We start from the raw sequence: 19837 nt of genomic DNA on the forward strand, positions 1-19837 counted from the left end.
ACAAAACAACTGAAACGTGCCGTACGTCGTAATATAGAACGATTTGAGGGAGAAGATTTTATGTTTGAATTGACGAAGGAAGTAGAAGAGGGGTTTGTAAACTTCCTTTTGCCTTATATTGAGCGTTGGGTTATGGAATGATATTTTTTCTGAAAAATGAAAGAGGGTGCCTGTCGGGCACCCTCTGTTGTTTCTGTTATTCGGTATCTTTATTTGAAATCGTCGGCTTTCAGGCCTGTGTTGATTTCGACTTCCGATACTTTCATTTCGACGGGCACACCCTGCATGGTGGTTTTGGTGAGGTTGGGGTAGATTAAACCGAAGGAGGTCGGTTGGTAGTTTTCAAAGAGAACCTCCTGCGTTGCGCCTCCCTGCGTTCCCACGGATTTTACTTTCAAACCGTTTTCTACGTCGTAGAAGGAGTATGTGGTGGCTTCTCCTATGGTGATTTTCAGTTTGTAGGCGTCGCGTCCGTTCACTTTTTCGATGCCTTCGAGGGTCGGTTTGATACCCAGCGCCTCAAATTCCAGTTCTAAAATGGGGTACGCCTGTTCTTTGATTTTTTCGGCGTCAGCCCCTTCAAGGGTCTGGTTGCCTGCGGGTCCGCTGATGGTTCCTTTTTCTCCGTCAAAAACGATTTTCTGCATGACGTTTCCGCCCATGGATACTTCTACGGTGAAAGCCGGTTTACCCGGTATGATGAGGTATTTTTGCAGGTTGTTGATGGTCATGCCCTGGATGGTCATCTCGGATTTGATGGTCATGTCTTTGAGGCCTTTCAGTTTTTCAGTGCCGCCGATGGCTGTGAGGTAGGCGTTGATTATTTTTTCCGGGGTGACGTCTGCTGAGACTTTCGGCCCTTCAGCGACGGGTTGTCCGTAATGATTTAGTTCGGTAACCTGTCCGTCGCCTGCCAAACGTGCCAATTGCGGTTTCATACTTCTGTCGGTGACCACCAGAATGTAGGCGTTTTCCGGGTGGAAGTATTTCCGGGAAGCGGCGATGATTTCTTCTCTGCTAACCTTCTCAAGGCGTTGCAGGAAGGTGGAATAGAAATCTTTGGGCAGGTTGTAGCGTTCGATGTAATAAGCGAATTGCGCAATGGTTCCCGGGTCTTCGAGGCTTCTGGAGAATTGTCCCGCCCACGTCTTCTTTACGCGTTGGATGTCTTCGTCGCTGAATTCGGCTTGGGTCATGTTTTGCATTTCTTTCAAGATTTCCGTTACGGCGCTGTCGGCGGTATTGGTTTTTACTTCAGCGAATGCGTTGAATAGTCCGGCGTCTTGCAGCGGGTCAGGGCTGACGCGAGAGTAGGAACCATAAGTGTAGCCTTTATCTTCCCGCAGGTTTTTCAACAGTTTGGCCTGGAAATCTCCGCCGCCCAATATCTGGTTGGCGATGTTTAAAGCCAGTTGGTCGGGCATGCCAATGCGGTAATCAATGGGGTAGGTGACTTGGATGCTGGCCTGTGTGGCGGCATCTTTGTTTGCAAATACGACTTTTCTGCCCTGCGGTTGTGCCGGGGTGGCGTATTGGTGACGTGGCGCATTGCCTGCTTTCCAGTTCCCGAAATATTTTTGGGCTAGCTTTTTAACTTCGGAGAGTGAGATGTCGCCGATAACGGTTAAAATGGCGTTGCCCGGATGAATGTATGCGTTGTAGTAATTCTTACAGTCTGCGAGGGTGATGTTGGCTACGGTTTCTTCGCTCATAACGTCTCCGTACGGATGTTTTTGGCCGAATAAGGTGACGTTTCTAAGGTTGGTGATTATCGTATTCGGGTCGGACTGGCTGGTGTGTAGTTCGGATTTGGTTTGCAGGATGATTTTGTCGAATTCTTCTTGCGGGAAAGAGGGATTCTGTACGACGTCCGACAGTATTTCCATCAATTGGTTTTTGAATTTGGATAATCCCTGAACTCCGGCATAGACGGAGGAGGTGTTGAGGTTGGCTCCGAGGAAGTCGATTTCTTCATTGAGCTGTTTGGCATTGCGTTTTTGGGTGCCTTTGCCCCACAGGCTTCCTGCGATTTGGGTGTAGCCGGCTTTGTCGCCTTCCAGAAGTGGGTCTCTGACGATGTTCAGTCCGATACTTAGATAGGGGACTTTGTTGTTTTCCACGACTAATACTTTGAGACCGTTTTTCAGCGTGAAACTCTGGTATTCCCCGATGCTTACTTTGGGGGCGGGGCCGGAGGCGGGAGCCTGGCTGCGGTCAATCTGTGCAAAAGCTATGCTTGTTAGACATAGTGTTACTATAAAGAGTATAATTTTTTTCATTGGTTTATTTTTTATTGGGTAAATAGTATAATACAACTCTGTTCTCTTTGTTGAAATATTTCTTGGCTGCATTTTGTAGGTCGGCTTTGGTGATGGAACGGTATTTTTCGAGTTCCTCGTTTACCTGATTCGTGTTGTTGTAATAAGTATAAGCCGATGCGAGATTCATAGCTCTTGCCTCAATCATGGAGTTGGAATTGACCAGTTGGTTTTCGATTTGATTTTGCAGTTTCTGAAATTCCCGGTCGGAAATGGGTTCCTGTTGCAGTCTTTCAACCTCTTTATTGATTTCGCTTTCCAAGTCGCTCAATTGGACGTTCATATTCGGCAGTCCCAGGATGATGGATAATCCGGGGTGTTCCAGTGGAAGCGGTATGGCAGCCAGTTCCATGGCCATTTGCTTGTCGTTTACAATGGTTGAATATAAGCGTGAACTTTGTCCTTGTGCCAACAGGGTGTTCAGCATGGATACGGCGTAGAAGTCATCGGAGGTCATGCCTGGAATGTGGTAAGCCATAATCAGAGCGGGCATTTGGATGTTGTCGTATGTGGTGTCGCGAACTTCCTGCGTCTTGGCGGGTTCCTGGATGGTGGGCTGAACGACCGGTTCCCCTGCCGGGATGTCATTGAAATAGTCGTGTACTAATTTTTTTGCTTCCGCAATGTTGAAGTCCCCGACAATGGTCAGAACGGCATTGTTCGGAACATAAAATTTGTTGTGGAAGTCAATGAAATCTTGGTCAGAAGCATTGCGGATGTGCTCTTCCGAACCCAAGACATCGTGTTTGTAAGGGTGGGTGGTGTAAGCCCGCTTTAACGTTTCGGTCAGAAGACGGCCATAGGGACGGTTGTCTCTGGTCTGTCCCATTTCCTGGCATACCACGTCTTTTTGAGTCTTGATGCCGATAGCCTCAATGGTGGGGTGTAGCATACGCTCCGATTCCAGCCATAGTCCCAGTTCCAGTTCGTTGGAAGGGAGCAGTTCATAGTAATATGTTCTGTCAAAAAAGGTGTTGGCATTTAAGTTCCCGCCAACCCGGGTCACGTATTTGTCAAATTCATGCCGTTTGATGTTCTTGGTACCTTCAAACATGAGGTGTTCAAAGAAGTGTGCAAATCCGGTCAGTTCCGGTTTTTCATTTTTAGAGCCGACATGGTACATGACCGAAACGACGATGTTCGGGGTCGTGTGGTCTTCTTGCAAAATGACATGCAGACCGTTGTCCAATTTGTACTCGACAAAATCGATTTTGCCGGAGTTCGCCTGCAAAAGGTAGGGCAGGCAGCAACTCAAGATGAATAATAGTTTTTTCATAGAATTGAAAGATTAAGTGTTATAATTATTAAAGTTTATTGTTCTTTGTCTTCTTCTTTTTCCGGAAGATATTCCAGTATGTCTCCGGGCTGACATTCCAGTATACGGCATACGGCTTCCAAAGTGGAGAATCGGATGGCTTTGGCTTTACCTGTTTTTAGAATGGAAAGGTTGGCGGGAGTAATGTCTACTTTTTCGGCTAATTCGTTCAGCGACATTTTCCGGCGTGCCATCATGACATCTATGTTTACTCTGATTGCCATATTATATCGTTAGTTTTTGTTCTTCTTTCAGGTCGTATCCGAAGACGAAAATTTCTCCGATAATGAGGATGATTAATCCTAAGATGATTTCCTTGTAATTGATGCCATCCCATACGGGTTTCCATTCCGTCCCGGCAAGCAATTGTGTCATCTGTTGGATTTCAAGGTAGCGTCCCAGGGTGATTAGCAGGGAGGAGGAAATGATTAATATGGCGATGGTGCGGATAAGTTTGATATTATTCCGGCTGAATATGTTTCCTTTTTTTATACTCTTTCGTATAGAGGATAATATGAGGGTCAGGATAATGACTATAATCAGATAGCAAAGTACGCCGAGTGTTTGCAATAAATCCTTGAGGGTGGAATAAAGAGGCGAATAGGCGCCTTTAATCATGGCGTCGATTTCGGTAATCCGGGTAGAGATTAATATGTTGGAATCAACCTGACAGTTTACGGGGATTTGATATTTACCGGCTTTTCTTTCTAAAGGAATCTTGAGGTGAAGCTCGGTTTTGAGGTGATTGGGTTGGCATGCTTCTAACCCTACTTGGAAACCTTCCTGGAATCCGACTTTAAATTCTCGGCTGAAAAAAATGTCAGCGACAGCAATAAAAAGAATGGCAAGGAAGATTCCGTAATAAATATTTAGACGTAATAATATGCCTGATTTGTGTTTCATGAAGCAAAATATATTGTTTTTCGATAAATATTTCTTTTTTTTCGATATGCAAATGTAAGGATATATTTTAGTCGTACAATAAAAACGGGATGAATTTCTCTTTTGTGTTATTGGGAGAAAAAATTAACTTTGGGGAGTTTTAACAATGGAATGTCAATAATAAATCAAATAGATATGAAAAGAACATTATTAATGATTTTGGATGGTTGGGGTATTGGTAAGCACGATAAAACCGATGCTATCTTTTCAACTCCGACACCTTTTATAGATGAATTGACCAAAATTTATCCGCATACCCGTTTGTATACGAGCGGCGAGAATGTGGGATTGCCGGACGGGCAGATGGGAAATTCCGAAGTAGGGCATCTGAATATCGGAGCCGGTCGGGTGGTTTTACAGGATTTGGTTCGGATTAATAAAGCGTGCCGGGAAAATACCATATTGCAGAATCCGGAGATTGTAAAGGCTTTCACCTATGCACGGGATAATAATAAACAAGTGCATTTCATGGGTTTGGTTTCCGATGGCGGTGTGCATAGTTCTTTGGAGCATTTGAAAAAACTGTGTGATATTTCTAAAGAATATAATATTGAGAAGACATTTGTGCACTGTTTTATGGATGGGCGCGATACAGACCCGCACAGCGGATTGGGTTTTATAAAAGAATTGAAAGAACACATGGCTCATTCTGCCGGCCGGATTGCTTCGGTTGTGGGACGTTATTATGCCATGGACAGGGACAACCGCTGGGAGAGAGTGAAAGAGGCGTATGATATGCTGGTGTATGGTACGGGATTTGAAACCCAGCATGTAGAGAACGCGATAAAGAAATCTTATGATGAGGGAATTACCGATGAATTTATCAAACCGATTGTTCATGTTACCAGTGACGGGCGTCCGGTGGGATTATTGCAGCCGGGAGATGTTGTGATATTCTTTAATTACCGCAACGACCGGGCTAAAGAATTGACAATTGCATTGACACAGCGTGATATTCCGGAACAGGATATGAAAACCATGCCTTTGTATTATTGTTGTATGACGCCGTATGATGCAACCTTCCAGGGATTGCATATTCTTTTTGATAAAGAAAATGTAGAAAATACATTGGGCGAGGTTATTAGTAAGGCTGGATTAAAACAGTTGCGTATTGCTGAAACGGAGAAATATGCACATGTTACCTTCTTCTTCAATGGTGGACGTGAAGCACAGTTTGAAGGAGAGAATCGTATCTTGGTAGCTTCTCCTAAGGTAGCTACTTATGACTTGCAACCCGAGATGTCTGCTCCCGAAGTAACGGAAAAACTGGTAGAACAATTGAAACAGAAAGCGGCAGACTTTATTTGTTTGAATTTTGCCAACGGTGATATGGTGGGACATACCGGCGTGTATGCGGCGATACAGAAAGCCGTGGCAACAGTAGATACATGTGTGGAGAAAGTTGTTACTGCCGCACGTGACAATGGCTATGATGTATTGATTATTGCCGATCACGGGAATGCGGACAACGCTGTGAATCCCGATGGCACCCCCAATACGGCCCATTCTTTGAATCCGGTACCTTGTATTTGGGTAACGGAAGAAAAAGGCAAACAATTGCATGAAGGGGTCTTGGCGGATGTAGCTCCGACGATTCTGGAAATTATGGGAGTGCCGCAGCCTGCCGAGATGACGGGTAAAAGTTTGATAGGATAATGATACAAATCGGGGACGTAATAGTCAGTCTGGATATTTTTGAGAAAAAATTTGCGTGTGACTTGGCCGCATGTAAAGGTATATGTTGTATAGAGGGGGATTATGGTGCACCGTTGGAGGAGAAAGAAATTGCTAAGATAGAGGAAAATTATACTCATATAAAACCTTACATGACGGCAGAGGGGATAAAGGCTGTGGAGGAACAGGGATTTGCCGTGAAAGATTGTGACGGCGACTGGGGCACCCCTTTGGTAAACGGTCGGGAATGCGCTTATTCTATTGATGAAAACGGATGCTGTTGGTGTGCGATAGAGAAAGCATGGAGCGAAAAGCATTCTGCTTTTCGTAAACCGGTGTCTTGTCATTTATATCCGATTCGGGCGACGCGTTATCCGGCGTTTGAAGCGTTGAACTATCATAAATGGAAAATTTGTAGTTGTGCCAGAGTAAAAGGAAATGAACAGGGAATACCGCTTTATCGTTTTCTGAAAGAAGCATTGACAGAGCGGTATGGGCAGGAATGGTATGATGAATTGGAATATGCGGCAAAGGAATTGGAAGAGGGCAGATTGATAGTCAGGTAATAATTCTTTTTGAAAAATAGCAAAAAACCGTTGTAGAATTAGATTTTATCTTTATCTTTGCAAGCGCAAAACTAAAATGGTGGATGTAGCTCAGTCGGTTAGAGCGTCGGATTGTGGTTCCGAAGGTCGTCGGTTCGAGCCCGATCTTCCACCCGTTAGAAAAGCAGTTGATTTTCAACTGCTTTTTTTGTTTATACCTGAAATAAAAACCTGGATATAATTTAGTGTCGTATAAGATGTCGGAAATTCCAAATAAATCTTTATTTTTACATGCATTGAAAACGTTATAAATTTTATTTATAAAATCCATGGCTACAGAAAAATTTATAGAAAGACATGTCGGCCCTCGTCCGGAAGACGTCGAAGAGATGTTAAAAGTAATTGGTGTAAATTCGGTAGACGAATTGATACAACAAACAGTTCCGGAATCAATCCGATTAAAAAATGCTCTTGATTTACCGGCTCCGCTGACGGAAGCAGAGTTCTTAAACAAAATCCGTTCGATGGCTGCAAAAAATAAACTCTATCGTTCCTTTATAGGGCAGGGATATTACGATACGGTTTCTCCGGCAGTTATTATTCGGAATATTTTGGAAAATCCGGGTTGGTATACATCGTATACACCCTATCAGGCAGAAGTCTCTCAAGGACGTTTGGAAGCATTGCTTAATTTCCAGACGGTTATATTGGAATTGACCGGAATGGAGATAACAAACTGTTCTTTGTTAGATGAGGCTACGGCATCCGCAGAAGCCATGCAGATGATGTTCGCATTGCGGAGCAAAGAAATGAAAAAAGCCGGTGCGAATAAACTCTTTGTAGATAATAAAATTTTCCCGCAGACACGGGATGTCTTGATTACTCGTTCGGCTCCTTTCGGTATCGAATTGGTATACGGAGATTATGAAACATTTGAATTTACCCCGGACGTATTTGGGGCATTTGTACAATATCCGGCATCCAATGGTCAGATTCGGGATTATCGGGCATTTACCGAAAAAGTGCATGCACACGGGGCTTTATTGGCGGTAGCTGCCGATTTGATGAGTTTGGTATTACTGACACCTCCGGGAGAATGGGGGGCGGATATAGTGGTAGGTTCGACCCAGCGTTTTGGTATACCGATGGGATATGGTGGGCCGAGTGCAGCCTACATGGCAACAAGAGAAGAATACAAACGGAACATCCCCGGACGTATTATCGGAGTGACGATAGACGCACAGGGACGGAAAGCCTTGCGGTTGGCATTGCAGACCCGAGAACAGCATATTAAACGGGAAAAAGCGTCGTCCAATATTTGTACGGCAACTGCATTAAATGCTACAATGGCAAGTTTCTATGCTATATATCACGGAAGAGAAGGATTGGAAAGAATTGCCCGGCACATTCACGCGGCTGCGGTAACATTGGCAGAGGAAATACAGAAATACGGATATGTATTGAAAGTGAATAAATTTTTTGATACGATTCGTTTTGAACTTCCGAACGGGGTAACACAGGAAACTATTCGGAACAAAGCATTGGAAAATAAAATCAATCTTCATTACTGTTCATGTTGTTCCGGTGGGGTCGGATTATCAACGGATGAAAAAATCAATGAAGAAGAAATCAACACGATAATTCGGATTTTTGCGGAAGCTGCCGGGAAGAAGGCGGAAAAAGTAGTATTCTTGGATGACCGCACAGTTCTTGACCCGCAAATGTTAAGAGAAGATGATTTCCTTGAACAGCCGGTATTTAAACTCTACCATTCGGAAACGGCGATAATGCGTTATATGAAGAACTTGGAGAGAAGAGACATATCATTGGCTACCTCCATGATTTCTTTGGGTTCTTGTACAATGAAACTGAATGCGGCTGTCGAGATGTTGCCGTTGTCTTGGCCTGAATTCGGGGGCATGCATCCGTTTGTGCCGGAATCACAGGCAGAGGGCTACCGTCAAATGATAACCGAAACACAGGAAATGTTGGCCAAAGTAACGGGATTTGCCGGATGCAGCCTGCAACCCAATTCGGGTGCGGCTGGAGAATACGCCTCATTGATGGTAATACGGCAATATCATCTGTCCCGTGGTGAAGGACATCGTAACATCATGTTGATACCGGCTTCCGCTCACGGAACCAATCCGGCTTCCAGTGCCATGGCAGGATTTACAATTTTAGTGGTAGCTTCTACACAGGAAGGGAATATCGACGTCGAGGATTTCAGAAAGAAAGCAACGGAAAATAAAGAGCATCTTGCAGGTGCAATGATTACCTATCCTTCCACACACGGTATTTTTGAGGAATCAATAAAAGAATTGGCAGCCATAGTACATGAAAACGGTGGACAATTATTTATGGACGGCGCCAACATGAACGGTCAGTGTGGATTAACCAGTCCGGGCACGATAGGAGCGGATATATGTCACTTGAATTTGCACAAGACATTTGCCATGCCTCACGGAGGTGGCGGTCCCGGTGTAGGACCTATCTGTGCAGCTCCTCATTTGGCACCCTTCTTGCCTTCTCACTCTGTGGTGAAAACGGGAGGCGAACAAGGCATACATGCCGTAGCTGCTTCACCTTTCGGATTTGCCAGTTTACTTCCCATTACATACGGCTACTTACTGATGTTAGGAGGCGAAGGATTGAAAAAAGTAACGGAGATGGCAATTTTGAACGCCAACTACTTGGCTTCCTCTTTTGAAAAATTGGGATTCAAGATACTTTATAAAGGCTCTAAAGGGCGTGTAGGACATGAAATGATTTGGGACTGCTCTGAATTTAACAAACAATTCGGCATATCTGATTTGGATATAGCCAAACGTTTAATGGACTTCGGTTTCCATGCTCCCACCCTTTCGTTCCCCGTACACGGGACCTTGATGGTAGAACCGACGGAAAGTGAGCCTAAAGAAGAATTGGATCGTTTCATTGAGGCATTGAAAACAATACGTGACGAAATCGTGGAAATAGGAGAGGGAAAAGCGGATAAAGTAGATAACGTATTGAAAAATGCGCCTCATACCCACAGAGTACTGACGGCAGACGAATGGACACATTCTTATCCCCGAAGCAAAGCGGCTTATCCCTTGCGTTGGGTGGCAGATAATAAATTCTGGCCGCAAGTCAGCAGGGTAGATGACGGCTACGGTGATCGTAACTTAGTCTGTTCGTGCAGCATCCTGTATGAAAAAGAATAACACAAAATGAGAGAGCTCGGCAATATGCCGAGCTCTTTTTATCATAAGGCCTCGTGTAGCTTGACTATTTCCTGAACAACGAAAAATTGACACTCCCGTACACCCGGTGGTCGAAGAAATAGGGAAGATGACTATAATCCACAGAAGCCGGATGTTCCACAAGCGCAATGCCCTCTTCTGCCAATAAATCATTATCAAAAATAGCTGCAGGAACTTCGGAAATATTATCCAATTGATAAGGTGGGTCGGCAAATATAATATTGAATTTGCGTCCTCTCAATTTTTTACAGGCGACGAATACATCCGTCTTGAAAACAGTAATATTTTTAAATCCTATCTCCTGGGCAGTCCTTTTAATAAAACTGTAATGATTATAATTCAGTTCGACGGCAATAACTTCCTTTGCTCCCCGGGAGGCAAATTCATAACTGATACTTCCTGTACCTGAAAACAAATCCAACGCAACGGCATCCTCAAAATCGACGTAATTATTCAGTACATTAAAAATATTCTCCTTGGCAAAATCAGTGGTCGGTCTTGCCGCGAAATTTTTATCGGGAAAAATCTGTCTTCCCCGATGGGAACCGCTGATTATTCGCATTTGTGTAAATTTAGCAAATGAATGAAACGGGAACTGTTCAGCTCCTTATTTTGAAGAATCGTATTTAATGAATTATCGCTTAATATCGAAATATTAGGAATATACTTACTTATTAATTGGTGAAATTTAGGGTCATCTACTAAAATTCCCGAAAAGACGGATTGTAAATTGGCCAGATCTGCGTGGCAATCTTTCAGGCAGCGTAAGATATAGTAAATAATATCTTGGACTGAATTATAGCTAAAAGAATTAAACAACTTGACATCATTGCTTTGGGTTACCAGTATGTCAAAATAATGGTCCTGAATATCAATAAAAAGGTGATGGGTATTGAGTAATACCGAATTGAGCGAATTAATAATAAATGAATAGGCGTGATTGACGATACACAGTGATTGGTAGCGTCCGGTCAGAAACGTGACGAAATTTCGCGGCAGGGATTCAATCAAATAAGCCTCCATAATCCTCACTTTTCTGTACAAAAGAATATCATTTTTCTCTGTCGGCAGAGATATTCTGAAAATATCGGACAAATAATTTTTATTGAAAATATGAGCCGGAATAAGGAGTTTGTTTTTTTTACACGGAGCGATATAAACCTTTTTGTATTGTTGTCTTAAAAGATCATCCTCGATAATAGTCTTCTTTACCCGGGCGATAACTTCATCTTGGGATTCGAGGCAATAATGCTGGTGTGAAAGGGCAATGAGTTTATTCGCGCTATCGTGCAGGCAAAACGAAAGTCCATCCGTTGAAAAACGGATGGACAAAATATATTGAGAAAGATTCTCCTTGGTAAAATTGCTATCTAAATAATAGATATTTTGCATGTACTAACCTATTATTCCCAGTTCCCGACGTTGTTATTAGCTTCATTCAGATCACCCACTTTTAATCCGGGATATTTATTCAGACGAAGACGTTCGCCGTTATCCTGCAGAATATAATCGTGATAAATGGGATCCAGATTTTCAAAGATTTCCGTATTGGAAATACGGGCCTCAAATACAGGAACTTCAATACCGGAATCGGTCTTGATAACATTCGTTCCCATCTTGAACTCGTATTTTCTATTGGTGAAAGGAACATATCTCAGATTATCGATAGGATAGTCTTTCCCGAAAATGTTTTCCAAAGCATTTACTTTGATAACTTCCCGGATAATGAAACCTTTCTTCACGGCTTCTGCTTCCGTCATGCCTTTTTCAATCTGGTCGTCCGTCAGCTGACCGATGGAACGGATGATTTTTACAGAATCGTATTTTATGAAATTGATTAATGTATCAAAGCTGGCAGTGTATGCTCCTTTTTCTGCTCTGTAAGCTTCCTGGGCAGTACGGATATCTTTCAACTTCTGAATAATTCTCTCGTATCTTTGTTTTTTGATATTTTCAAAACGCTGGGGCACCATAATGCTTTCATAGCATTGATAACCTAAAAATACGATGACTGCTGCTAATACAATCTGAATAATAAGCTTTTTCATATTTTAATTATTTGAATTAATTACATTATAGATGAATAAATTGTATCTTTACTCCCCGTTTCAAACGATGGAAATACGTTGCCGGAAATAATTCCTGCTCGCAAATTTAGAAAAAAAAATAAATAAAGACTATTTCCCGTTATAAATTTCTCCATGATACAGAAACATTTTGAAGATATGGTATCGGCTTGTTTGGGCTTCTCATTTTCTCCGACCCAAAAACAGGCGATGAGTAGCTTTGCCGAATTCTTTTTCAAAAGGGAGGAAGAAAACCTTTTTTTATTGAAAGGATATGCCGGAACGGGAAAAACCTCTTTGGTAGCGGCAATCGTAAACGCATTGGTAAAACTGGAATACAAAGTCGTACTGCTGGCGCCTACCGGACGGGCGGCCAAAGTCTTCTCCGCGTATGCCGGGCAGCCCGCTTTCACCATCCATAAAAAAATTTATCGGCAGAAAGCCGTTACAGAAGGAGAGGGGGATTTCAACCTCGGATTTAATACCGGGCATGACGTCTTGTTTTTTGTTGATGAAGCCTCCATGATTTCCAATATCACGGAAGAAAGCAACTTCGGGAGCGGGCATTTGCTGGATGACCTGGTAGAATACGTCTATAACGGCAGAAACAACCGCTTGATACTAATCGGGGATATGGCGCAATTGCCGCCGGTCGGATTGGAAATCAGCCCTGCCTTGGACCCGGAAAATTTACGTTTCCTGTACAACTTGAACATATACGAGGCCAATTTGACAGACGTCATGCGGCAGGCGGAAAAATCAGGAATCCTCTTCAATGCAACGCAGATTCGTATGCAGATAGGAATCGGAACAACAGACTTAAAACTTCAAATCGGACAATTCCCCGATGTTTATAAAATAGACGGAGGAGAACTGCTGGAAGAAATAGAGACATGCTACGGGAAATTCGGTGTGGATGAAACAATGATAGTATGCCGTTCCAACAAACGGGCAAATCGTTACAACGAAGGAATACGCCGCATGATACTCTATCGCGAGGAAGACTTTTGCAGCGGCGATAAAATCATGGTCGTAAAGAATAACTACTTCTGGTGTAAAGATTACGAACATCTTGACTTCATTGCAAACGGAGATGTAGCGACTGTCATACGTACCGGAAAACGGACAGAGCTTTACGGTTTTCATTTCATTCGGGCAGACCTTTCCCTGATGGGTTATGAAGAAGAAGTGAGCGCTTGGGTAATGCTGGATACCTTATTTTCGGATTACCCGGCATTGGGATACGAAGAGACAAAAACACTCTATCGGAACGTTGAAGCCGACTACGCAGACATCCCTTCCCGCAAAAAGCGTTATGAGAAAGTCAGGGAAAATGAATACTATAACGCCTTGCAGGTAAAATTCGGATATGCGGTAACCTGCCACAAAGCACAGGGTGGACAGTGGGATGCCGTCTTTATAGACCAGGGCTGGCTGCCGGATGAAATGCTCAACGATGAATACTGGCGTTGGCTTTATACGGCCGTAACCCGGGCACGGAAAAGAATCTACTTTGTCGGATTCAGAGAAAAATTCTTTGGCGGAGAATAAAAAAGTGAGGAAACCTCCTCACTTTTTTACTATTTAATTTTCAATCTTTAAATCTTTAACCATACCGGCAATCTTTCGGTTCGCTTCCTCTTGGGCTTTGCCAAAATCGGCGGGTGAACTCATAGACCCTCTGGCTTCAAAATAAAACTTGATTTTGGGTTCTGTACCCGAAGGACGTACTGAAATCTTGCAGCCGTCTTCAAGGAAAAACTGCAACACATCACTCGTCGTCGGGAAATCCATCGTGGAAATATCCCCCGTCTTCAGATTCATAGCTTTCAAATCCGCATAATCCTTCTTGACAACAACCGGGCTGCCGTTTATTGTTTTCGGAGTATGGTGACGGAGTTCCTCCATCATTTCCTTAATCTCTTGCGCACCGGAAAGTCCTTTGCGGACAATATAAATCATCTTCTCCTGAGAGAAACCGTATTGTGCGTAAATCTCCTTGAGAATCGTGAAAAGAGTCTTTCCGTTGTCTTTGGCCCAGGCTGCAATCTCTGCCATGAGAGACGTTGCGGAAACGGCATCTTTATCTCGGGTGAAAGACCCCGGCATAAAACCGAACGACTCCTCGCCCGCACCGATATAACCTTCAGCACCTTTTTTACGAATCATATCGGCAATCCATTTGAAACCGGTATACACATCATAACAGGGCACACCGTTCTTTTCCGCAATCTCTTTCAGCAACTCGGACGTTACAATCGTTTTGATAGTATACTCATTGCCTCGGATTAATCCTAACTCCTTTCTTCTCAGAATAATATAATAGGTAAAAATAATATTGGTCTGATTACCGTTCAATAAAATCCATTCCCCCTTGTCATCCTTTACGGCAATACCGATACGGTCGCCGTCCGGGTCGCATGCCATAGCCAAATCGGCATCAATACTGCGCGCCTTGTCCAGTGCCATTTTGAAAGCGGCAGGCTCCTCCGGATTAGCGGAAGCCACCGTGGGAAAATCTCCGTCCGTCACCATTTGTTCAGGAATCGTCGTAATATTGGTAAAGCCCCAGTTGCGCAAAGAAGCCGGCACCAACTCATACGTCGTACCGTGCAAAGGCGTAAAAACAATTTTTAAATCGTGCTGGCGCCGGATAGCTTCCGGAGACAAACTCAACGTCTTGATTTTATCCAGAAACTTCTGGTCAAAATCCTTGCCAAGCGTAATAATCCTCTCCGGAACCTTCGTAAATTTAATATCTTCAGCCTTCACCCGTTTAACTTCTGCAATTACATTCTTATCGTGCGGCGGAACCAATTGCGAACCGTCATTCCAATAAGCCTTATATCCGTTGTACTCCTTCGGATTGTGGGATGCCGTAATAATAACTCCGCCGTTGCATCCTAATTCACGGATAGCAAACGACATTTCCGGAGTGGGGCGTAAATCCTCAAAAAGATAAGCCGTAATACCGTTAGCGGAAAAAATAGCGGCTGTCGTCTCTGCGAAATACCGGCTGTTATGGCGGCAATCGTGGCCGATGCAGACGGATTTCTTACCATCGGGAAACATCTTGTTGATATAATTGGCAAACCCCTGGGTTGCGGCACCTACCGTATAAATATTCATGCGGTTCGTTCCGGCTCCCATAATTCCGCGCAAACCTCCCGTACCGAATTCAAGGTCATTGTAAAAAGAATCGATTAACTCGGTAGGGTCGGAAGAAGAAAGCATGCGATTGACAGCATCCCGGGTTTGGGCGTCATAAGCATCCGAAAGCCAGCTTTCGGCTTTGGCTTTTGCCTGTTTTATAATTTCAGATTTTTCCATATTGATAGTTTTTTTATTTAATAATCGGATATACCTAAAACACAAATTTAAGAAAAATAAAAAAAAGCTCCGCATTGCAGAGCTTTTTATTTCTTGGAGAAAGAGCATTAAGCCTTTTTCTCTTTGATTCTGGCCTTTTTACCGGTCAAATCACGGAAATAATAAATACGTGATCTTCTCACCTTACCTATCTTATTTACTTCAATCTCGCTAATATAGGGTGAATTGAAAGGGAAAATTCTTTCTACTCCCACATTACCGGACATCTTACGAACGGTAAAGGATTTTGTCGTACCGGAACCTTTAATCTGAATAACCGTACCGCGGAAAACCTGAATACGTTCTTTGTTTCCTTCGACGATTTTGTAGTGTACGCTAATCGTATCACCCGTTTTAAATGAAGGATGCTCAACCGGATTTTCTGCTGCAAATGCTTGTTCTGCAATTTTAATTAAGTCCATTGTATTTATTTTTTATTCATTTATCGAACGCAATATTACTACCTGAGCTTTTGTGTAAGAGATTACGTACGTTACTACTCTTTTCAGTATATAGCCTCGGATAATTAAAACCCGTATATACCGATTCGGGTTGCAAAGATAGAATAAAAAAACAAAATATAAAAAAACGGAACGATTTTTTATTCTGTCACCTCCTGTTTATTACCCATATAATTCGTAATCGTGCGCAAATACCATTCCGGAAGCGGGGGATTCTCCACCTTCGGATTCTTTTCGCCGGGAATAGGGGTCTTTATATTTCCGTCCATGAAACGGGTAAACAGATAACCGTAAAAATCTTTCCACGTAGCAGCCAGTTGATTGCCCGTATTGCAGGAAAAATCGGTCAGATAGCCCACAGCCAGCTCGGGCTTCTGTTCAATCATACTCAAAGCGGCGGCATCCGTCATCTGTACATACGATTTATACCGGTTCTCCAGCTCCTTCTGCTTCGCGCGTACCTCCGGATGAATGGCATTGTAACGGGTATAAGTCAGATTGCTGACCTGATTGAAAACCCAGAATGCCGCCTTATCCGTAAACTGCATCATACTTCCGTTCCCCACGGCATACGCATAGGGAACTTCCGTTGCAGCCGAATACATCGGGAAATAAACGGAATTAGCGGCGTCATCCACACCAAACCAAATAATACCGCCAATCGCATCGGGTAACCAACTGCGGCTTTGGGAAACAAAAGAAAACCCCGTCTGTTGTGTAGCGGTCGTTCTTTCCATAACATACTTCTTGCCGTCTACACTATAGCTCATCGGACGCCAGCGATAAGGACACTCGTAAGGGCCGGCACCGGGGTCTTTACGCATATCCAGTTCTGTCCCCTCCAGATGATTACGCATAAAATCCATAATCTCAAGAATATCAAGTTTGCGGGACGGCTTCACCCAAAGAGGCATGCGGTTCGTGACATACCCTTTGCCGTCGCGTTGTATATCGGTACCCTTGGCATATCCCCAATAAGGAGCCATATCCGGATTAACCTCGTTAAAAAACGCCCAGACCCGGATTTCGCAAGCACGGGCGCCGCTGAAATCAACAGGCGCATAAGTATCGGAAAAACTGAAATCCTTATTCGGGGCATACTGGGGATAAAATCCCTTTTGCTTGGCAAACGAAATAACATCTTTGGCATAAACAGTCGTCACCTCTTTATCATAGATATTTTTTATCTTATCGGAAGAAATAGAACTGCGTCCCTCTAAAGGAAACGTCGTAATACGGGCTTGATTCGCATGGGCGCAGACGTAACCGTCCGGCACCATCCGGGCAACCCACACGGCACCTTTTTCGCCTTCGCCCTTACCAATCATCTCCATAATCCAGACCTCATTGGGGTCGCTGATGGAAAACGACTCGCCCTCACTGTAATATCCGTACTCTTCCACTAAATTGGTCATCACCACAATCGCCTCCCGTGCCGTGCGCGCACGTTGCAGAGTCAGATAAATCAAACTCCCGTAATCAATGATAGCCCCTGCCTGGTGGTGCAATTCGCTCCGGCCGCCGTAAGTCGTCTCACCGATGGCAAGCTGGTGTTCATTCATATTGCCGATAACACCATACGTATGGCTTACCTGCGGAATCTTGCCTAAAAAATGCCCCGTATCCCATTCGTAAATATCAACATAACTGCCGGCAGGCCAATTGGCGGCAGGCCAGTGATACAACTCACCGTAAAGGACATGCGAATCGGCGGCATAGGTAATGCTCGTAGAACCGTCCTTCGTTGTCGATTTCGTAAACAGAAAATTCGTGCAGGCGAACGCCTGATGGCAGGCACACCCCCACACAACAAGCAGCATAAGAGATAATTTATTCATCTGAAAGAGTATTGTATATAATATAAAATAGATAATTATCGGATTCTGTCATAAGACTTTAATAAAGCAATATCCTTAATAATACCCCGGATAGCCAGCCAATTTAAAATCACACCGATTAAAGGAAAACCGAAACTGAATCCCCATTGACGGACAGCATGCAACTCATCCGTCAGGCGGGCAATTTGCAACCACATCAGGATAAGCAATCCGATTAATAAGATAATATTGACAACGCACAATCTTAATTGAAGAAAACGCTTTTTGTAAAGGAATATAATCACAGCGCTCAATAATGTAATAACTATATTCAACACCATAGACATCCAGTTACAGGCAATAAAAACCTTAGGAGTGCCGCTTTGAATCACCTGAGTCGTGTAAAATTCATACGTGGGAGCCTCCGGTATCGTCAGGTAGGCTACCGGCATAAAAAACAATAAAGCGGTGAAAACAACCGTTAAAAACAGATATACACTTTGTATACGTTGAATCATGGCAAATCAATTATGGGTTAATTTATCTAAAGTATAACGGATTAATCTCTCCATATTCCGGTGATAATCGGCGGAAGCCTCCCCCGTAATCCGGTTGGCTATAATCAGGCAAATCGTCGTGGCATGGTGCCCTAACAGATTGCACAAGCCGGTAATGGCGGCACTTTCCATCTCATAATTCGTCACCTTGTAATCCTGATAACGGAATGTCGTAATCCGGTCATTAATCCGGGGCATACTTAGCGGAAGGCGCAATACCCGTCCCTGGGGACCGTAAAAACCGACCGCCGTTAATGTCACGCCTTTATAAGTCGTCCCTGCCGTATGCAACTTATCGACTAATGCCGGCGCGGCATCCACCACATAAGGGCGGGCGACATCGGAAGCCCACCGGCAATGGTGCATAAAAGCCTCTTCAAACTCCCGGTCGCAGATAGACAGGTTCCCCTCGTAAAAACGCAGAACCCCGTCGCATCCGATACTCTTTTCGGATATAACAAAAGAATCCACCGGAATATCGGCCTGCACGGAACCGGACGTTCCGATCCGGACAATATTTAAACGGCGTTTTTGAGCCTTAATCTCCTTTGTCTTCAAATCAATATTGGCCAAAGCATCCAGCTCATTGATAACAATATCTATATTATCGGGACCTATACCTGTGGAAACAACGCTCAGACGGCATCCCTTATACGTGCCGGTCACGGTACAAAACTCCCGGTTGCTTTTATTCAGCTCGACAGCATCGAAAAAAGAAGAAACGAGAGCGACACGTCCCGGATCACCCACCAGAATAACATTATCCGCCAGATCTTCCGGAAGTAAATGCAAATGGAAAATACTTCCGTCATCATTGGTAATTAATTCGGACGCTTGGATAGGCATAAAACAACATTTAAATATTACATATCTATTATTCTTTGTCAAAAATACAAAGCTTTGGTAACAAACAAAAAGAAAGATCGGATTTCTTTAAGATTTCTCCGTACTCTCGTATGGATTTTAACTGTATATCTATTATTCTACAAGGCTATATCAATTCTATAAAGTGCTTATAAAGCGCTTACAAAGTGCTTATAAAGTGCTTCTCGAAGCACTTTATAAGCATTTTATCTGGATTTTATTAGAATTTTATAGAATTGATATAGCCTTGATAAAGCCTATTTTATTCATTATTAGATATACGAAAGTCATAAGAAAGGGAGAAGTTGCCACGATTTTGTTTACAAGCACTTTATAACCTTTTCTACTTTCTGAACTTTTTTCTTTATATTTGTCCCGTTGTGGCAGAGAGAGCTGCCGTAATTGAAATATTATTTTGAAGCGTTTTTGTTTTATCCTTCGTAAGGAAATCGCCAATTTTCAGCGCAAAAGGATAAACAGGAGAAACGCTCACGTTTGCCGTATATATTCTCTATATACCCGGTTAGGCGTGGGTAACTGTTTATTTTTGCGCGGGTGTTTGGCGATACCTCTTACGGAATAAACAAAAAGTTCCCACGCTTTCTTTTTGTTATAAACCCACCTTTCCGGGGACTTTCAAGGTGCTAAGTAATTTCTTGGTATG

16 protein-coding genes, 1 tRNA gene and 1 pseudogene are annotated in these 19837 nt (G+C 43.4%); 6 read left to right on the plus strand and 12 right to left on the minus strand.

Annotation, left to right across the window (positions count from 1 at the left end; genetic code table 11):
* Positions 1 to 81, plus strand: a pseudogene (locus tag NFR61_RS10220) (ORF6N domain-containing protein); the annotation flags it as partial.
* A gap of 128 nt (positions 82 to 209) precedes the next feature.
* Here NFR61_RS10220 and NFR61_RS10225 read toward each other — a convergent pair.
* From NFR61_RS10225 to NFR61_RS10240, 4 genes are read right to left on the minus strand one after another with little or no spacing between them, the layout of a single operon-like run.
* On the minus strand, positions 210 to 2279 hold the full coding sequence (locus NFR61_RS10225) for a M16 family metallopeptidase (RefSeq protein WP_251623714.1): 2070 nt from the start codon (positions 2277 to 2279) through the stop codon (positions 210 to 212).
* 4 nt (positions 2280 to 2283) lie between these two features.
* Complete coding sequence (locus NFR61_RS10230) at positions 2284 to 3594, minus strand: M16 family metallopeptidase (RefSeq protein WP_251623716.1); 1311 nt, start codon at positions 3592 to 3594, stop codon at positions 2284 to 2286.
* Between the two features lie 35 nt (positions 3595 to 3629).
* Positions 3630 to 3857, minus strand: a complete 228-nt coding sequence (locus NFR61_RS10235) for a helix-turn-helix domain-containing protein (RefSeq protein WP_251623718.1) — start codon at positions 3855 to 3857, stop codon at positions 3630 to 3632.
* A 1-nt stretch (position 3858) separates the two neighbouring features.
* The gene (locus tag NFR61_RS10240; protein ID WP_251623720.1) at positions 3859 to 4536 is read right to left on the minus strand and encodes a DUF2975 domain-containing protein; all 678 of its coding nucleotides are present in this window, start codon (positions 4534 to 4536) and stop codon (positions 3859 to 3861) included.
* 174 nt (positions 4537 to 4710) lie between these two features.
* Here NFR61_RS10240 and gpmI point away from each other — a divergent pair, with 174 nt between their 5' ends.
* The 4 genes from gpmI (at position 4711) to gcvP (ending at position 10000) form a co-directional block, all read left to right on the plus strand.
* A complete protein-coding gene (gene gpmI, locus NFR61_RS10245) occupies positions 4711 to 6231 on the plus strand; it encodes a 2,3-bisphosphoglycerate-independent phosphoglycerate mutase (protein WP_251623722.1) in 1521 nt (506 codons plus the stop codon).
* Positions 6231 to 6815, plus strand: coding sequence for a DUF3109 family protein (locus NFR61_RS10250; RefSeq protein WP_251623724.1), 585 nt, complete (start codon positions 6231 to 6233; stop codon positions 6813 to 6815). The genes gpmI and NFR61_RS10250 overlap by 1 nt, the downstream gene beginning before the upstream one ends.
* 78 nt (positions 6816 to 6893) lie before the next feature.
* A tRNA-His gene (locus tag NFR61_RS10255) sits at positions 6894 to 6969 on the plus strand.
* Positions 6970 to 7123: 154 nt separating this feature from the next.
* Positions 7124 to 10000, plus strand: coding sequence for an aminomethyl-transferring glycine dehydrogenase (gcvP, locus tag NFR61_RS10260; RefSeq protein WP_251623726.1), 2877 nt, complete (start codon positions 7124 to 7126; stop codon positions 9998 to 10000).
* A 64-nt stretch (positions 10001 to 10064) separates the two neighbouring features.
* Here the strand turns inward: gcvP and NFR61_RS10265 are convergent, their stop codons facing one another.
* From NFR61_RS10265 to NFR61_RS10275, 3 genes are read right to left on the minus strand one after another with little or no spacing between them, the layout of a single operon-like run.
* A complete protein-coding gene (locus NFR61_RS10265; RefSeq protein WP_251623728.1) occupies positions 10065 to 10601 on the minus strand; it encodes an RsmD family RNA methyltransferase in 537 nt (178 codons plus the stop codon).
* A complete protein-coding gene (locus NFR61_RS10270; protein ID WP_251623731.1) occupies positions 10592 to 11431 on the minus strand; it encodes a DUF3822 family protein in 840 nt (279 codons plus the stop codon). Before NFR61_RS10270 ends, NFR61_RS10265 begins: the two co-directional genes overlap by 10 nt.
* An 11-nt stretch (positions 11432 to 11442) precedes the next feature.
* Positions 11443 to 12087 (minus strand): hypothetical protein, encoded by a 645-nt coding sequence (locus NFR61_RS10275; RefSeq protein WP_251623733.1) that lies wholly within the window; start codon positions 12085 to 12087, stop codon positions 11443 to 11445.
* A 153-nt stretch (positions 12088 to 12240) separates the two neighbouring features.
* On the opposite strand from NFR61_RS10275, the gene NFR61_RS10280 reads away from it, so the two are divergent.
* A complete protein-coding gene (locus tag NFR61_RS10280) occupies positions 12241 to 13656 on the plus strand; it encodes an ATP-dependent DNA helicase (protein ID WP_251623735.1) in 1416 nt (471 codons plus the stop codon).
* Positions 13657 to 13689: 33 nt separating this feature from the next.
* Here NFR61_RS10280 and NFR61_RS10285 read toward each other — a convergent pair whose 3' ends face one another.
* From NFR61_RS10285 to NFR61_RS10305, 5 genes are all read right to left on the minus strand, one after another.
* On the minus strand, positions 13690 to 15435 hold the full coding sequence (locus tag NFR61_RS10285; RefSeq protein ID WP_251623737.1) for a phospho-sugar mutase: 1746 nt from the start codon (positions 15433 to 15435) through the stop codon (positions 13690 to 13692).
* A gap of 107 nt (positions 15436 to 15542) precedes the next feature.
* Positions 15543 to 15896: a 50S ribosomal protein L19 gene (gene rplS, locus NFR61_RS10290; protein WP_251623740.1), complete on the minus strand. Its 354-nt coding sequence runs from the start codon at positions 15894 to 15896 to the stop codon at positions 15543 to 15545.
* A gap of 179 nt (positions 15897 to 16075) precedes the next feature.
* A complete protein-coding gene (locus NFR61_RS10295; RefSeq protein WP_251623742.1) occupies positions 16076 to 17773 on the minus strand; it encodes a dipeptidase in 1698 nt (565 codons plus the stop codon).
* Between the two features lie 35 nt (positions 17774 to 17808).
* Entirely contained in the window at positions 17809 to 18270 is a 462-nt protein-coding gene (locus tag NFR61_RS10300) for a DUF4293 domain-containing protein (RefSeq protein WP_251623744.1), read from the minus strand.
* 6 nt (positions 18271 to 18276) lie between these two features.
* On the minus strand, positions 18277 to 19155 hold the full coding sequence (locus NFR61_RS10305) for a nucleoside phosphorylase (RefSeq protein WP_251623746.1): 879 nt from the start codon (positions 19153 to 19155) through the stop codon (positions 18277 to 18279).
* Between the last annotated feature and the right edge of the window lie 682 nt (positions 19156 to 19837).

The organism is Odoribacter lunatus (assembly GCF_943193135.1).
Classification (GTDB): Bacteria; Bacteroidota; Bacteroidia; order Bacteroidales; family Marinifilaceae; genus Culturomica; species Culturomica lunata.

What these genes read in the sequence shown, in the direction of transcription:
- NFR61_RS10225 (WP_251623714.1), bottom strand. Translation starts at nt 2,279, where the DNA reads ATGAAAAAAATTATACTCTTTATAGTAACACTATGTCTAACAAGCATA.
- NFR61_RS10230 (WP_251623716.1), bottom strand. Translation starts at nt 3,594, where the DNA reads ATGAAAAAACTATTATTCATCTTGAGTTGCTGCCTGCCCTACCTTTTG.
- NFR61_RS10235 (WP_251623718.1), bottom strand. Translation starts at nt 3,857, where the DNA reads ATGGCAATCAGAGTAAACATAGATGTCATGATGGCACGCCGGAAAATG.
- NFR61_RS10240 (WP_251623720.1), bottom strand. Translation starts at nt 4,536, where the DNA reads ATGAAACACAAATCAGGCATATTATTACGTCTAAATATTTATTACGGA.
- gpmI (WP_251623722.1), top strand. Translation starts at nt 4,711, where the DNA reads ATGAAAAGAACATTATTAATGATTTTGGATGGTTGGGGTATTGGTAAG.
- NFR61_RS10250 (WP_251623724.1), top strand. Translation starts at nt 6,231, where the DNA reads ATGATACAAATCGGGGACGTAATAGTCAGTCTGGATATTTTTGAGAAA.
- gcvP (WP_251623726.1), top strand. Translation starts at nt 7,124, where the DNA reads ATGGCTACAGAAAAATTTATAGAAAGACATGTCGGCCCTCGTCCGGAA.
- NFR61_RS10265 (WP_251623728.1), bottom strand. Translation starts at nt 10,601, where the DNA reads ATGCGAATAATCAGCGGTTCCCATCGGGGAAGACAGATTTTTCCCGAT.
- NFR61_RS10270 (WP_251623731.1), bottom strand. Translation starts at nt 11,431, where the DNA reads ATGCAAAATATCTATTATTTAGATAGCAATTTTACCAAGGAGAATCTT.
- NFR61_RS10275 (WP_251623733.1), bottom strand. Translation starts at nt 12,087, where the DNA reads ATGAAAAAGCTTATTATTCAGATTGTATTAGCAGCAGTCATCGTATTT.
- NFR61_RS10280 (WP_251623735.1), top strand. Translation starts at nt 12,241, where the DNA reads ATGATACAGAAACATTTTGAAGATATGGTATCGGCTTGTTTGGGCTTC.
- NFR61_RS10285 (WP_251623737.1), bottom strand. Translation starts at nt 15,435, where the DNA reads ATGGAAAAATCTGAAATTATAAAACAGGCAAAAGCCAAAGCCGAAAGC.
- rplS (WP_251623740.1), bottom strand. Translation starts at nt 15,896, where the DNA reads ATGGACTTAATTAAAATTGCAGAACAAGCATTTGCAGCAGAAAATCCG.
- NFR61_RS10295 (WP_251623742.1), bottom strand. Translation starts at nt 17,773, where the DNA reads ATGAATAAATTATCTCTTATGCTGCTTGTTGTGTGGGGGTGTGCCTGC.
- NFR61_RS10300 (WP_251623744.1), bottom strand. Translation starts at nt 18,270, where the DNA reads ATGATTCAACGTATACAAAGTGTATATCTGTTTTTAACGGTTGTTTTC.
- NFR61_RS10305 (WP_251623746.1), bottom strand. Translation starts at nt 19,155, where the DNA reads ATGCCTATCCAAGCGTCCGAATTAATTACCAATGATGACGGAAGTATT.